The organism is Actinopolymorpha pittospori, assembly GCF_014873875.1.
GTDB classification, from domain to species: Bacteria; Actinomycetota; Actinomycetes; order Propionibacteriales; family Actinopolymorphaceae; genus Actinopolymorpha; species Actinopolymorpha pittospori.
Genome location: NZ_JADBEM010000001.1, coordinates 3,686,243 through 3,700,585 on the forward strand (window position 1 = coordinate 3,686,243; position 14,343 = coordinate 3,700,585).

At 70.8% G+C, this 14,343-nt stretch carries 12 protein-coding genes; 11 read left to right on the top strand and 1 reads right to left on the bottom strand.

Features of this window, described 5'->3' with window-relative positions:
* Positions 1 to 150: 150 nt before the first annotated feature.
* The 11 genes from HEB94_RS17480 (at position 151) to ccsB (ending at position 12,961) form a co-directional block, all read left to right on the top strand.
* Complete coding sequence (locus tag HEB94_RS17480; RefSeq protein ID WP_192750880.1) at positions 151 to 885, top strand: redox-sensing transcriptional repressor Rex; 735 nt, start codon at positions 151 to 153, stop codon at positions 883 to 885.
* Positions 882 to 2,252 carry a glutamyl-tRNA reductase gene (locus HEB94_RS17485; protein ID WP_192750881.1) on the top strand — a complete coding sequence of 457 codons (1,371 nt, stop codon included), beginning with the start codon at positions 882 to 884 and terminating at the stop codon, positions 2,250 to 2,252. The genes HEB94_RS17480 and HEB94_RS17485 overlap by 4 nt, the downstream gene beginning before the upstream one ends.
* Positions 2,249 to 3,175 (top strand): hydroxymethylbilane synthase, encoded by a 927-nt coding sequence (gene hemC, locus HEB94_RS17490; RefSeq protein ID WP_192750882.1) that lies wholly within the window; start codon positions 2,249 to 2,251, stop codon positions 3,173 to 3,175. Before HEB94_RS17485 ends, hemC begins: the two co-directional genes overlap by 4 nt.
* Complete coding sequence (locus tag HEB94_RS17495) at positions 3,172 to 4,773, top strand: uroporphyrinogen-III synthase (RefSeq protein WP_192750883.1); 1,602 nt, start codon at positions 3,172 to 3,174, stop codon at positions 4,771 to 4,773. Before hemC ends, HEB94_RS17495 begins: the two co-directional genes overlap by 4 nt.
* A gap of 218 nt (positions 4,774 to 4,991) precedes the next feature.
* Positions 4,992 to 5,966 (top strand): porphobilinogen synthase, encoded by a 975-nt coding sequence (gene hemB, locus HEB94_RS17500; protein ID WP_192750884.1) that lies wholly within the window; start codon positions 4,992 to 4,994, stop codon positions 5,964 to 5,966.
* Between the two features lie 712 nt (positions 5,967 to 6,678).
* Positions 6,679 to 8,025, top strand: coding sequence for a glutamate-1-semialdehyde 2,1-aminomutase (hemL, locus tag HEB94_RS17505; RefSeq protein ID WP_192750885.1), 1,347 nt, complete (start codon positions 6,679 to 6,681; stop codon positions 8,023 to 8,025).
* A gap of 72 nt (positions 8,026 to 8,097) precedes the next feature.
* Positions 8,098 to 8,754, top strand: coding sequence for a histidine phosphatase family protein (locus tag HEB94_RS17510; RefSeq protein WP_192750886.1), 657 nt, complete (start codon positions 8,098 to 8,100; stop codon positions 8,752 to 8,754).
* A 34-nt stretch (positions 8,755 to 8,788) separates the two neighbouring features.
* Positions 8,789 to 9,373 carry a TlpA disulfide reductase family protein gene (locus tag HEB94_RS17515; protein WP_337917759.1) on the top strand — a complete coding sequence of 195 codons (585 nt, stop codon included), beginning with the start codon at positions 8,789 to 8,791 and terminating at the stop codon, positions 9,371 to 9,373.
* A 2-nt stretch (positions 9,374 to 9,375) separates the two neighbouring features.
* A complete protein-coding gene (locus tag HEB94_RS17520) occupies positions 9,376 to 10,179 on the top strand; it encodes a cytochrome c biogenesis CcdA family protein (RefSeq protein WP_192756511.1) in 804 nt (267 codons plus the stop codon).
* Positions 10,149 to 11,882, top strand: a complete 1,734-nt coding sequence (gene resB, locus HEB94_RS17525; protein WP_337917760.1) for a cytochrome c biogenesis protein ResB — start codon at positions 10,149 to 10,151, stop codon at positions 11,880 to 11,882. Before HEB94_RS17520 ends, resB begins: the two co-directional genes overlap by 31 nt.
* An 8-nt stretch (positions 11,883 to 11,890) precedes the next feature.
* A complete protein-coding gene (gene ccsB / locus HEB94_RS17530) occupies positions 11,891 to 12,961 on the top strand; it encodes a c-type cytochrome biogenesis protein CcsB (protein WP_202897241.1) in 1,071 nt (356 codons plus the stop codon).
* 56 nt (positions 12,962 to 13,017) lie between these two features.
* Here ccsB and HEB94_RS17535 read toward each other — a convergent pair whose 3' ends face one another.
* The gene (locus tag HEB94_RS17535; protein WP_192750889.1) at positions 13,018 to 14,304 is read right to left on the bottom strand and encodes a phosphotransferase family protein; all 1,287 of its coding nucleotides are present in this window, start codon (positions 14,302 to 14,304) and stop codon (positions 13,018 to 13,020) included.
* Positions 14,305 to 14,343 lie beyond the last annotated feature (39 nt).

Consider the following 14,343-nt stretch of genomic DNA (forward strand, 5'->3'; position numbering starts at 1 on the left):
AGGTTCGGGCCCCTCGAGGCTCCCCGACCGGAACGCTCGATTTTGTTCGCACGTTCACAAAGTCCTAGGCTTGGAGATCGCCGGTCGGATCGGCTCCGATCGAGCGAGAGGTGTCAGGGCTGTGACACCCCTCAAGACCCCAGGAGTGAAGTGAGTCCGCCGAGTCCTCGACGTAACGATCAAGACGCGCGTCCCAGCCGCGGCATCCCCGAGGCGACCGTTGCGCGGCTACCGGTCTACCTGCGTGCGCTGACCGGACTGGCCGACCGTGGCATCGCCACCGCGTCCAGCGAGGAACTCGCCCGCGCGGCGGGCGTCAACTCCGCGAAGTTGCGCAAGGATCTGTCCTACCTCGGCTCCTACGGCACCAGAGGAGTGGGGTACGACGTCGAGTATCTCCGGTACCAGATCGCCCGTGAGATCGGTCTCACCCAGGACTGGCCGGTCGTCATCGTCGGGATCGGAAACCTCGGCCACGCGCTCGCCAACTACTCCGGCTTCGTCTCCCGCGGCTTCGGCATCGTCGGGCTGCTGGACGCCGACCCGGCCCGAGTGGGCGAGCGTGTCGGTGACCACGTGATCCAGGCGTACAACGAGCTCGAGCGGGTCGTCTCGGAGTACGGCGTCGCCATCGGTGTCATCTCGACTCCGGCGACGGCGGCCCAGGAGGTGTGCGACCGGATGGTTGCGGCCGGCATCACGAGCGTGCTCAACTTCGCCCCGGTGGTCCTCTCCGTGCCGCCCGGTGTGGACGTCCGCAAGGTCGATCTCTCCACCGAGTTGCAGATCCTCGCTTACCACGAACAACGCAAGGCACTCGCGGGTCCCGGTCCGCTCAGTCAGGTCGACGGACTACCCGCCGAGAGGAGCCCCCTCATCCCATGAGCATTCTGGTCGTCGGCATCTCCCACCGTGGCGCGCCGGTCGAACTCCTCGAACGGGTCGTACCAGCGCCGGAGACGCTCGACAAGTTCCTCGTCGACGCGGTCGCGTGCCATCACGTCGCGGCCGCGGTGGTGCTGTCCACCTGCAACCGGGTCGAGATCTACGCCGAGGTCGAACGCTTCCACGGCGGCGTCGAGGAACTCGCCGAGCTCTTCGCCCGACACTCCGGCGTCTCCGCCGCCGAACTCACGCCGCACCTGTACGTGCGCTATGAGGACGGCGCGGTGAGCCACCTCTTCTCCGTGGTCTGCGGCCTGGACTCGATGGTGGTCGGCGAGACACAGATCCTCGGACAGGCCAAGGCGGCCCTGCGCAACGCGCAGGACGCCGAGACGGTCGGTTCGGTTCTGAACGGCATCTTCCAGCGCGCCCTCCGCGTCGGTAAGCGCGCCCACACCGAGACCGAGCTCGGCCGCGCCGGCCGGTCGGTGGTCACCGCCGCGCTCGGTCAGGCGACGGGTGTGCTCGGCGACCTGACGGGCCGTACGGCTCTGGTCGTCGGCGCGGGCTCCATGTCCGCCCTGGCCGCGATCACGCTGCGCCGTGACTACGGTGCCGAGGTCGTGATCGCCAACCGGACACCCGCCCGCGCCCGCCGCGTCGCCGAGCAGGTCGAGGGGAAGGCGGTGGCCATGAGCGACCTGCCCGCCGCCCTCGCGGCCGCCGACGTCGTGGTGTCGTGCACGGGGGCGGTCGGCACCGTCCTGTCCGCCGAACTCCTCGGCGCCGCCGTCCGTGACCGCGGTGGCGAGCCGCTGGTCGTCTGCGACCTCGCGATGCCCCGCGACGTCGAGGCGAGCGCCGGCGAGCTGCCCGGGCTGACCCTCATCGACCTCGCCAGCCTCGCGGGCTCGGTCGACGACGGCGGGACCGGCGCCGACGTCGAGGCGGTCCGTGCGATCGTCGCCGCCGAGGTGGCCGACTTCGCCGCGACCCGCCGGGCCGCCACGGTCGCGCCCACCGTGGTCGCGCTGCGGAGCATGGCCGCCGAGGTGGTCGACGCCGAGCTTCGCCGGCTGACCTCCCGCGTACCGCACCTCGATCCGCAGGCCCGGGACGAGGTCGCCAAGACCGTCCGCCGGGTCGTCGACAAGCTGCTGCACGCGCCGACCATCCGGGTGAAGGAGCTCGCGGAGCAGACCGTCGAGACGTCCTACACCGACGCACTGCGCGAGCTGTTCGCGCTCGACCTCAGCGCCCTGGAGGCCCTGAGCAGTGCCGAACCCGTCGAGCCCGCCCAGCCGGACACGCCCGTCCAGCCGGAGTCGCGGCGAGCCGACCGGATTCAGGGAGGGAGTAGCGCATGACCCATCTGCGTATCGGCACCCGCCGTAGCACCCTCGCGGTCGTGCAGACCCGCATCATCGCGACCGCGCTGGAGCGTGCCGGACACACCTGCGAGCTCGTCGAGGTCACCACCGAAGGTGACCGCAACCGCAGTTCGCTCGCCAAGATCGGCGGCCAGGGCGTGTTCGTCGGCGCCCTGCGCGACGCGCTGCTCGAGGAGCGCGTCGACGTCGCGGTCCACTCGTTGAAGGACCTTCCCACCGGGTCGGTCGCTGGGCTCACGCTCGCGGCCGTACCCCCGCGGGAGGATCCGCGCGATGTTCTCGTCGCCCGCGACGGGCTGACGTTCGCCGCACTTCCCGAAGGCGCGCGGGTGGGCACCGGTTCGTCCCGCCGCCTCGCCCAGCTTCGACAGCTCGGAAAGGATGACCTCGAGTTTATCGAGATCCGGGGAAATGTCGACACCCGGATCGCAAAGGTGCGCGACGGCGAGCTGGACGCCGTCGTACTCGCCCATGCCGGTCTCACCAGACTCGGACGGCAGGGCGAGATCACCGAGACGTTCGGCCCGACGGAGCTCGTCCCGGCACCAGGCCAGGGCGCGCTCGCGATCGAGTGCCGCACGGCCGACGAGGGCGTGGTGCGCGCACTCGCCGGGCTCGAAGATCCACGCACCAGGGCGGCGGTGACCGCCGAACGCGCCGTACTGGCCGGAATCGGGGCCGGCTGCAGCGCACCCATGGGAGCATTCGCCGACACCATCGGCGGTGCGGACGGAAACGATCTTTCCCTCCACGCCGTCGTGGCGACCGTCGATGGCTCCACCAGCGTCCGTCTGTCCACCTCGGGGCCTCTTGGTGAAGCGGAGGAGCTCGGTCGCCAGCTTGCGACCGCCCTGCTCGCCGAGGGCGCCAGCCGTTTGATCGAGGAACGCGTCACGTGACCGCCAAGAACAAGACCACGAAGAAACTCCAAGGCTCGGTGTCCTTCGTCGGCGTAGGCCCCGGCGACCCCGCGCTCGTAACGGCCCGCGCGAAAGAACTCCTGGGCCGTGCCGACGTAGTCGCCGGGGAACTCGCCACCTTCGACGCCGTGGTCAGTGCCCACGTCAGCGAAGATGCCGAGCGCCTGGAGCTGACCGAGGACGCTGTGACGCCGGCGGAGGCCGGCCGAGTGCTCGCCAAGCACGCGAAGGACGGCAAGCACGTCGTACGCCTGTACGTCGGTGACCCCTTCCTCGACGGCAACGCCGCCGAGCACGTGGCCTCCTTCGTCCGCCACCACGTCCCCTTCGAAGTGACGCCGGGCCTGCCCGTCGCCACCGCGGTGCCGGCCTACGCCGGGGCCGCCCTGACCAGTCCACGCGTCCGCGAGACGCGCCTCATCGACCTCAGCGGTGGCGAGCCGGAGTGGGAGACGTTCGCCGAAGGCTCGGCGACGCTCGTCCTCACCAACGTCACCGACGGGCTGAAGGACATCGCGGGCTTCCTGGTCAAGGCCGGCCGCGAGCCCTCGACGCCCGCGTCGGTGACCACCGGCGGGACCACCACCGAGCAGCGCACCATCGCAGGAACGCTCGAGACGCTCGCCGCGGACGTGAAGTCGGCGCGCCTCGTCGGCCCGTTCGTGATGGTCGTCGGCTCCGCCGTCGCGATGCGCGACAAGCTGTCGTGGTTCGAGACCAAGCCGCTGTTCGGTTGGCGGATCCTCGTGCCGCGCACCAAGGAGCAGGCCGGCGTGCTCTCCAAGTTGCTCCGCCAGTACGGCGCGGTGCCCGAGGAGGTCCCCACGATCTCCGTCGAGCCGCCGCGCAACCCGCAGCAGCTCGACCGGGCGATCACCGGCCTGGTCACCGGTCGCTACCAGTGGGTGGCCTTCACCTCGGTGAACGCCGTCCGTGCGGTGCGGGAGAAGTTCGAGGAGTACGGCCTGGACGCGCGGGCGTTCGCCGGACTGAAGATCGCTGCGGTGGGGGAGAAGACCGCCGAGGCGATCCAGTCCTGGGGCATCAAGCCCGACCTGGTGCCCACCGGTGAGCACTCGGCCCGTGGGCTGCTCGAGGACTGGCCGCCCTACGACCGGGTGCTCGACCCGATCAACCGGGTGTTCCTGCCACGGGCCGACATCGCCACCGAGACGCTGGTGGCGGGCCTGGTCGAGCTCGGCTGGGAGGTCGACGACGTGACGGCGTACCGCACGGTGCGCGCCGCGCCGCCGCCCGCACCGATCCGGGAGGCCATCAAGACCGGCAAGTTCGACGCGGTGGCCTTCACCTCCAGCTCCACGGTGCGCAACCTCGTCGGTATCGCCGGCAAGCCGCACGCGACCACGGTGATCGCGGCGATCGGCGCGCAGACGGCGACCACCGCGGAGGAGCACGGCCTGCGGGTCGACGTCCAACCGCTGGAAACCTCGATCGAGGCGCTGGCCGAGGCGCTCGCCGACTTCGGCGAGGCACGTCGAGCGGCGCAGATCGAGGCCGGAGACCCGGTGACCAAGCCGTCGGAGCGCAAGTCCGGGGCACGACGCCGGACCAAGTGACCGGCCAGCACGTGACCGGCCAGCACGTGACCGGTACGTAGCGAGGACGGGTACGCAGCGACAGTCGAAGGGCCGCGCCGCTTGGCGCGGTCCTTCGTCGTCTGGTGGCGCGGCACTTGTGCCACAACTTGTGCCCAGTTCGCCGGGTTCGACACGATCCGTACTGGCGCGCGGGTGTCGTTCGCCCGGGCCGGGCGGGGCCGGATAGCCTCATACCCATGGGTTTTCCGGAGATCCGTCCCCGACGACTGCGTACGACGCCCTCGATGCGCAGGCTGGTCGCCGAGACCGAAGTACCACCCCGGTCTCTCGTTCTCCCGATGTTCGTCCGGGAGGGTGCGACCGAACCGACGCCGATCCTCTCCATGCCTGGCGTCGTCCAGCACAGCCTCGACAGCCTGCGCAAGGCCGTCGTCGAGGCGGCCGAGGCCGGTGTGGGCGGATTGATGCTGTTCGCGATCCCGCGGGAGAAGGACGCTGTCGGGTCCGGCGCGACCGACCCCGACGGGATTCTCAACGTCGCGATCCGCGAGGTCGTCTCCGAGGTCGGTGAGGCCAGTGTGGTGATGGCCGACCTGTGCCTCGACGAGTTCACCGACCACGGGCACTGTGGGGTGCTGACTCCTGACGGCCGGGTCGACAACGACGCCACCCTGGAGCGCTACGCCGACATGGCGGTGGCCCAGGCGCAGGCCGGGGTCCACATGGTCGCTCCGAGCGGAATGATGGACGGCCAGATCGGTGTGATCCGGGCCGCGCTCGACCGGGCCGGGCGCACCGACGTGAGCACGATGGCCTACGCCGTGAAGTACGCCTCGGCCTTCTTCGGGCCGTTCCGCGACGCGGTCGAGTCGAGCCTGGAAGGTGATCGCAGGACCTACCAGCAGGATCCCGCCAACGCGACGGAGTCCCTGCGTGAGGTCGCGCTCGACGTCGCCGAAGGCGCCGACATCGTGATCGTCAAGCCCGCGTTGGGATATCTCGACGTCGTACGCCGGGTGAAGGACGCGGTTGACATCCCCGTCGCCGCCTACAACGTCTCCGGTGAGTACTCCATGCTGGAGGCCGCCGCCGCCCAGGGCTGGATCGACCGCGAACGCGCGATCCTCGAGGCGCTGACCTCGATCCGGCGTGCGGGCGCCGACATCGTCCTGACCTACTGGGCCGTCGAGGCCGCCCGGCTGTTGCGCTGACGGCCGCCCCTCCGGCGCGGCCCGCGCGCGCCGGCGACGGGCGTCCACCCACCTGGTGACGCGACCAGGTCGCCTACCACGACCGGCGTCCCGCTCGACCGACACACCGAACCCGAACCCCTGCCGCGACTATGGGTGGCAGGGGTTCGACGCTGTGTGGACGCGAACGATGTGGCCACTTTCGGACATCGACTGATCGTTTTGGTGGGCGTCGGAGTGAGTGATGAGTGTGGAGAAATGGAGGGGCCGCCGCGGCGCCCGGTCGGGGGGGAGGTAACCAGGCGCCGCGACGGCCGAGGAGGCTCGGCGCGCCCGGGGGGGTGAGGGCGCCGAGCCGGTCTTGGTGCCGCGGTCGGTGTGGACCACGCGGACTCAGAGAAAGTCTTTGGGACAGCTGTACTGGAGGTAGTGAGCGTATCGGGCTTTGGTGGATGCCTGCGACACAACCGAGATGGTTGTCCACAGTCCCTGATCGGCTGGGTGCCGTTTGTGCCGCTGTGGTCTGTCAGCGGTCCCCCGCGTCATCACGACCTCCCCGGCTCACGACTCACCATACGTCGCCGCCCTCTGCGTTTGAAGTCTGCGCCTTCGTCGTTTCAACGACCCCGGAGGCGAACGGTTACGGCTGTGATCACAAACTTCTCGGCCCCGATCATCGGGGTGTCGCACCCGCCCTGCCGGCCTGCGAACGGGGGCGAGAGACAATGACGCGGTGACCGAGCCTGGAACTCCCGCGAGCCGTGGCCAACGCGCCTCCGAGGCGCTCTTCGAGCGTGCCCAAGCAGTCACCCCAGGTGGCGTCAACTCACCGGTCCGCGCCTTTCGCGCGGTTGGTGGGACACCGAGATTCGTCACCTCCGCCCGGGGGCCCTACCTGCGAGACGCCGACGGGAACGAATACGTCGATCTCATCGGCTCGTGGGGGCCGATGATCCTGGGCCACGCGCATCCGGAGGTCGTGGCCGCCGTCACCGCCGCCGTGTCGGCCGGTACGTCCTACGGCACTCCCACCAGGCCCGAGGTCGAACTCGCCGAGGAGATCGTCGACCGGACGCCCATCGACCAGGTGAGATTCGTCTCATCGGGCACCGAGGCCACGATGTCCTCCATCCGGCTGGCCCGAGGGGTGACCGGTCGGGCGAAGCTCGTGAAGTTCGCGGGTTGCTACCACGGCCACGTCGACGCGCTGCTCGCGTCCGCGGGTTCGGGCGTCGCGACCTTCGGTCTCCCCGACACCCCGGGCGTCACCGGCGCCCAGGCCTCCGACACCCTCGTCGTTCCCTACAACGACCGCGCCGCCGTCTCGACGGTCTTCGAACGCTACGGCGACCAGATCGCCGCCATCATCACCGAGGCGGCACCCGGCAACATGGGCGCGGTCCCGCCCGAGGAGGGCTTCAACGCGTTTCTCGCGCAGACCGCCCACCAGCACGGCGCGCTGTTCATCTCCGACGAGGTGATGACGGGCTTCCGGGTCACCCGGTCCGGCTGGCACGGGATCGACGGTGTGGTGCCCGACCTGGTGACGTTCGGCAAGGTGATGGGCGGTGGATTCCCGGCCGCGGCGTTCGGCGGAAAGGCCTCCTACATGGAGCGGCTGTCGCCGTCGGGGCCGGTCTACCAGGCGGGAACGCTCGCCGGTAACCCCGTCGCCACCACGGCGGGTCTGACGACCCTGCGTCTCGCGACCAGTGAGGTCTACGCCCATCTCGACCGGACGGCCGCCACGATCGCCGGCATCGTCAGCGAGGCGCTCAGCAAGGAAGGCGTCCCTCATCTCCCGCAGTTCGCCGGGAACCTCTTCAGCATCTTCTTCGTAGACCCGGCGGAAGTACCGCGCGTACGCGACTTCGACGACGCCCGCACCCAGGCCCAACACCGCTTCCGTGCGTTCTTCCACGCCATGCTGGACGGCGGCGTGCATCTGCCGCCCAGTGCCTTCGAGGTGTGGTTCGTGAGCGCCGCGCACGACGAGGAGGCCGTCGAGCGCATCGCCAGGGCGGTCCCGGCGGCGGCGCGTACGGCCGCGGCAGCCCAGCCCGACGGGGAGGCCGGGTGAGCACACCGCATCGGGCCGGAGACGCGCCGACTCGCGTCCCGGCCGCACCGCCCCTACCGAGCAGGAGCGCCTGTGAGTGAAAGCCGCACCGTCGTCCATCTGCTGCGGCACGGCGAGGTCGACAACCCCCGCAAGGTTCTCTACGGCCGGCTGCCCGGCTACCACCTGTCCGAACTCGGCCGGGAGATGGCCGGCCGGGTCGCCGAGGTGGTGGCGCCGCGCGACATCGTGCACGTCACCGCCTCGCCGCTGGAACGGGCGCAGGAGACGGCCGGGCCGATCGCCGACAAGTTCGGATTGACGGTGGGGCGCGACGAGCGCCTCATCGAGGCGGCCAACGTCTTCGAGGGCATGACGTTCGGTGTGGGCGACGGTTCGCTGCGCCGGCCGGGTTCCTGGAAGCACCTGCGCAACCCGCTGCGGCCCTCCTGGGGCGAGCCCTACCGCGCGATCGTGGTGCGCATGCTCGCGGCGATGGCTGACGCGCGGACGGCCGCCGAGGGGCACGAGGCGCTGCTCGTCTCCCACCAGCTGCCGATCTGGACCGTCCGCTCCTACGTCGAGGGACGTCGGCTGTGGCATGACCCGCGCCGACGTCAATGCACGCTTGCGAGCCTGACGACGTTCACCTACGACGGCGACCGGATCGTCTCCGTCGACTACTCCGAGCCCGCCGCCGACCTGCTGCCCACCGCGGTCACGGGCAGGAAGTTCGTCGCGGGAGCCTGAGGTCGCCATGTGGTCGAAGTGCTCGAGACGCCGTGTGTCCGCGCTGGCGGGTGCCCTGGTGGCGTTCGCCCTCGTCGCCGGGTGCAGCAGCAGCGGAGGCGGCGGAGGCGGCGGCTCGCAGTCGGGCACCAACACCACCCGCTTCGTCGCCGGTAGCGGCACGGTGACGAGCATGGCCCCGGGCGAACGCCGGGCCGCGCCGGCGCTGTCGGGTAAGGATCTGGACGGCAAGCCCGTCCGACTCTCCGACTACCGCGGCAAGATCGTCGTCCTCAACGTCTGGGGTTCGTGGTGCCCGCCGTGCCGCAAGGAGGCGCCCGACCTCGCCGCCGCGGCCGCGGCCCTGCGGCCGAAGGGTGTGGAGTTCCTCGGCATCAACACCCGCGACCTCACCGAGCAGCCCGCACAGGCCTTCGTCCGGCGGTTCAAGGTGCCCTACCCGAGCATCTTCGACCCCGACGGTGAGCAGTTGCTCGGGTTCCGCGACACCCTGCCGCCGAGCGCCATCCCCTCGACCCTGGTGATCGACACGCAGGGGCGCGTCGCGGCCCGGATCCTGGGCTCGGTGAGCAGGAGAACGCTGGAGCAGTTGACCGACGACGTCGCGGGGTCCACGTGAGCCTGGTCCTCGCCGGCACGTCGGCCGTCGTACCGCTTGCCGCCACGGTCGGCGGGTCGGTCGGTGACGGCTTCGCCGGCGTGGCCCTGAACGGCTCGCTGCTCATCGCGGTCCCGGTGGCACTGCTCGCCGGGCTGGCGTCGTTCCTGTCCCCGTGCGTGCTCCCGCTGGTGCCGGGCTACCTGTCCTACGTCACCGGCCTGTCGGGAGCCGACCTCGCCTCCGCCCGGCGGGGGCGGATGCTCGCGGGGTCGGTGTTGTTCGTGCTCGGCTTCGCCCTGGTCTTCGTCTCGATCGGGGCGCTCTTCGGCGCGGTCGGCTACTTCCTCGCCGACAACGCCGACCTGCTCACCCGGATCCTCGGCGCGGTGGCCATCCTGATGGGCCTCGCGTTCGTGGGTCTGGTCCCGTGGCTACAGCGCGACATCCGCTTCCACCGGGTTCCCTCGGTGGGCCTGGTCGCGGCGCCCCTGCTCGGCGTGCTCTTCGGCCTCGGCTGGACGCCCTGCATCGGCCCGACCCTGGGTGTCGCGGCGTCCCTCGCGGTCAACGAGGGCACGGCCGGGCGCGGCTCGGTCCTGATGCTCGCCTACGCCCTCGGCCTGGGCGTCCCGTTCGTGCTGGTGGCGCTCGGCTTCCGGCGGTTGCTGGGCGGGCTGGCCTTCGTCCGCCGGCACCACGTCTGGGTGACCCGGGCGGGCGGGGCGCTGCTCGTCCTCGTCGGGATCGCGATGGTGACCGGCCTGTGGGACTCCCTGATCGATCCCATGCGGCAGTGGGTCAGCAACTTCTCGACGGTGGTGTGACGATGGCGCAGACGCAGCAACGCGAAGAGTCGGCCAGCAGGACCGAGCCCCGGTCGGCGCCCCCGATCGGTCCCTGGGAGCTGGCTCGCTGGGTGTGGCGGCAGCTCACCTCGATGCGCACCGCGCTCATCCTGTTGTTCCTGCTCGCGCTCGGGGCGATCCCGGGCTCGATCATCCCGCAGCGCCGCGTCAACCCCGTCCAGGTCGCGGACTTCGTCCAGAACAACCCCGAACTCTCGCGCTGGTACGAGCGGTTCGGGCTCTTCGACGTCTTCGGCTCGCCCTGGTTCGGCGGGATCTACCTGCTGCTGTTGTTGTCGTTGCTCGGCTGCATCCTGCCGCGGACCGTCGCGCACTGGCGGCTGATGCGGTCGCGGCCACCGGTGGCGCCGCGCAACCTGCACCGGCTGTCGGCCCACCAGACCTGGACCACGACGTCCGCGCCCGAGGAGGTCCTCACGGTCGCGCGGCGGCAGTTGCGGTCGCGCAGGTACCGCGTGGTCACCGACGAGACGGCGACCGGCACGTCCTTGTCGGCCGAACGCGGCTACCTCCGTGAGATCGGCAACCTCGTCTTTCACGTGGCGATCGTGGTGGTGCTCGTCGGTGTCGCGGTCGGCAGCCTGTTCGGGTTCCGGGGGACCGCGCTGGTCGTGGCCGGCAACGGTTTCTCCAACACCGTCACGCAGTACGACGGTTACCAGGGCGGCGCGTTCTTCCACGAGAAGCAACTCGCGCCGTTCTCGCTGAAGGTGGACGCCTTCGACGTCACCTACGAGACGTCCGGCGAGGCGCGCGGCGCGGCCCGCTCCTTCAACGCCCGGCTGACCTACTCACCAGAGCCCGGGGCGCGGACCCGCAAGTACGACCTGCAGGTCAACCATCCCTTGCACGTGGACGGCACCGAGGTCCACCTGAGCGGCTACGGCTACGCGCCGCGGTTCACGGTGCACGACGGCAGCGGGAAGGTGGCCTTCTCCGGGCCGGTGCCCTTCCTCCCGCAGGACGGCATGTTCACCTCGACCGGCGTGGTGAAGGCGCCCGACGCCGAACCCAAGCAGCTCGGCTTCGAGGGGTTCTTCCTGCCGACCGCGGTCGTCGACCCGCAGCGGGGACCGGTCTCGATCTTCCCGGACGCGCTCAACCCCTCGGTGTTCCTCACGGGGTACGCCGGCGACCTCGGTCTCGACGCCGGCATCCAGCAGTCCGTCTACGAGCTCGACAAGCAGGGCCTGACCCAGCTGACCGCGAACGGCGGACCCTGGCGGCAGGAGCTCCAGGTCGGCGAGACGGCGAAGCTCCCCGGTGGTGGCAGCGTGCGCCTCGACGGCTACACCCGGTGGGTCAACCTCCAGATCAGCCGCAATCCCGGCGCCCCCATCGCCCTGGTGGGTGCGGTGCTCGCCCTGGCCGGCTTGCTACTATCCCTCGTAGTACGTCGTCGTCGGGTCTGGGTGCGGGTCTCTCAGGTTGACGGGCGTACGGTGGTCGCGGTCGCCGGCATGGACAGGGGCGAGCGGTTCACCTCGCGTGCCCCTGGCGTGGCCCGGACGGATCCTCCGCAGCGGGGCCGTCCGGATCGCGTGGTGAACGACGGGGAGCGCCCGGCCACGGCCGACGGTGAGGAGAACGACCTCGCCATCGAGATCGAGAAAATCGCCGCGGGACTACCCGGTCGCGCGGAACCGGTCGGGGAGGAGTGACCGTGAGCATGACGCTCGCGAGCCTGTCGGACAACTTCGTCCACGCGGCGACCAGTGTGGTGGCGCTGGCGATGTTGGCGCACGCCGCCGAATGGGCCTTCACACGGGAACGCCGTACGGCGGTCCAGTCGGCCGAGCGAGCCGCCGCCAAGGCGACCCGCACCACCTCCGGCGCGGCGGACGCGGTGGGCATGACGTCGGCGGGAGCCGATGTCGCGGCCGAGTCCGCGGGCGGTGGCGTCGCTGTCCTGCCGCGACTCGGTGACGGGACGGGCGACCCGACGACCGGCGACTCCACGCCGGGTACCACCAGGGCCGACCGGGCCGACATGTTCAGCCGGATCGGCATCGCGCTCACGATCCTCACCGCCGCGCTGCTGGGCGCGGGCGTGGTCACCCGGGGCCTCGCGGCCGACCGGGTGCCGTGGGGCAACCTCTACGAGTTCGCGGTCACCGGCAGCTTCGTGGTCACCGTCGCCTACCTCGTCTCGCTGCGCAAGCTGCGCACGAGCTTCCTCGGGCTGCCGCTGACGGGCTTCATCCTCGTCCTGCTGGGCATCGCGATCACGGTGCTCTACATCCCGGTCTCCGGCCTCATCCCCTCCCTCCAGTCGTACTGGCTGGCGATCCACGTCTCGGCGGCCGTCCTCGCGAGTGGTGTCTTCACCCTGGGCGCGGTGGCGAGCGTGCTGCAGCTGGTGAAGGCGCGCCAGGAACGCCGCGCGCTGGCCGGTGTGGGTGGCGCGTCCGGCAACCTCACCAACCTCCCCTCGTCCGAGGCGATCGAACGCATCGCCTACCGGCTGCACGCGTTCGCGTTCCCCGTCTGGACGTTCGCGATGATCGCCGGCGCGATCTGGGCGGCAGCGGCCTGGGGCCGCTACTGGGGTTGGGACCCCAAGGAGACCTGGATGTTCATCACCTGGGTCTGCTACGCGGCCTACCTGCACGCGCGCTCGACCGCCGGATGGCGCAGCAAGGTGTCCTGGATCTCGCTGGTCGCCTACGGCGCTTTGCTGTTCAACCTGATCGGTGTCAACTTCCTGATCTCGGGGCTGCACTCCTACAGCGGTCTGTAGGCAGCCGCGGGCTCAGGTCCGCACTGCCGCATGACTCCCGCGCGGCCACCGACGGGTCAGTGGAACGCCGGGTAGATCGGCAGCGGTTCGATCCCCGGCCAGGCCTGACGGACGGCCGTGCGGACGCGTTCCGCGAAGCCGACCAGGGGTGCGAGCCGCGGTTGGCGAACGGCCGCCTCGCCCAACTCGGTCAGCCGCTGGCCGACGATCTCGCGTCGGGAGCCGAGGTCGAAGTTCCACTCCTCGAAGCGCGGCCGCTCGGCGCCGTCCGGCTCCAGGGCCGCCGGCAGGTGCCACGCGAGCGTCCACAGCGCCCAGAACGCCTGACTCGCGTCCAGTGCGGTCACGAAGTCGGGCCCGTCCGGGTCGCGGCCCGTCGCCTGCTGCCCAGCCGCGGCGAGGTGGCGCCGGTAGCGCTCGACGAGTGTGTCGGCCAGGCCGTCCGGGAGGCGGCGTACGCACCAGCAGGTCGGCATCACGGTCCGCACGTAGGCCAGGTCCAGCAGGGCGTGGCGGTAGTTGCCGAACTCCAGGTCGAACAGCCGGACGGCGCCCTCGGCGTCCACCTGGTTGTTGTCGGGGCAGCAATCCTGCGGGCTGTAGGCCTGCCAGGCAGGGTCCGCGAGCAGCTCGTCGATCCACCCGATGGCGGCCGCGAGGTCGGCGTCGAGGGTGAGGGACTCGTCCAGGGCGGCAAGGGCCGGAAAGAGCTGGCCCTTCGTCTGCTCGGCGAGCGTGGACATCGTGCTCGGCGGACCGAACGCGCCGCGCAGCCGGTCGTAGTCCGGTGTCCGGTCGAACGTCGCGAGGTGGATCCGGGCGAGCACGTCGACGTAGCCCTCCAGCGCGGCACGTGCCTGCTCCGGCGATCCGCCGAGCAGGACGTGGGCGAGGCTGCGGTCGGGGCCGAGATCCTCCAGCAGCAGGAAGCCGAGGTCGGCGTCGCCGCCGAGCAGGCGAGGGGTCGGCGGTGTCAGGGTGGACGGTGTCACGGTGGACGGTGGGGTCGGGGTGGACAGGGTGGTCGAGGAGAGGAACGCGAGGCCCGCCCACTCGTTCCACAGGCGTGCCGCGGGGCTCCACAGGTCGGTGCCCGTCGGATCGAACTCGCCGTTCTCGCCACGGTGGGCCAGCTTGAGGATGGCTGACGTGAACGGCGCGCCCGTGAGCATCAGCCGGGCCACGTGGGCGTGCCCGTCCGGTCGGATCGGCTCGTAACCGGTCACCCGGACGTCGGCGTTGGTGTGTTCGCGCAAGAGGCGCGCCGCCTGTGCCGCCACACCCGCCGGGAGCGGAAGAGTGGTGTCTTCGGCGGCGAGGACGTTCTCGGGATCGGGCGCCATCGGCGCAGCGTAGGTGACGCCAACAGCGGAGTCACCCGG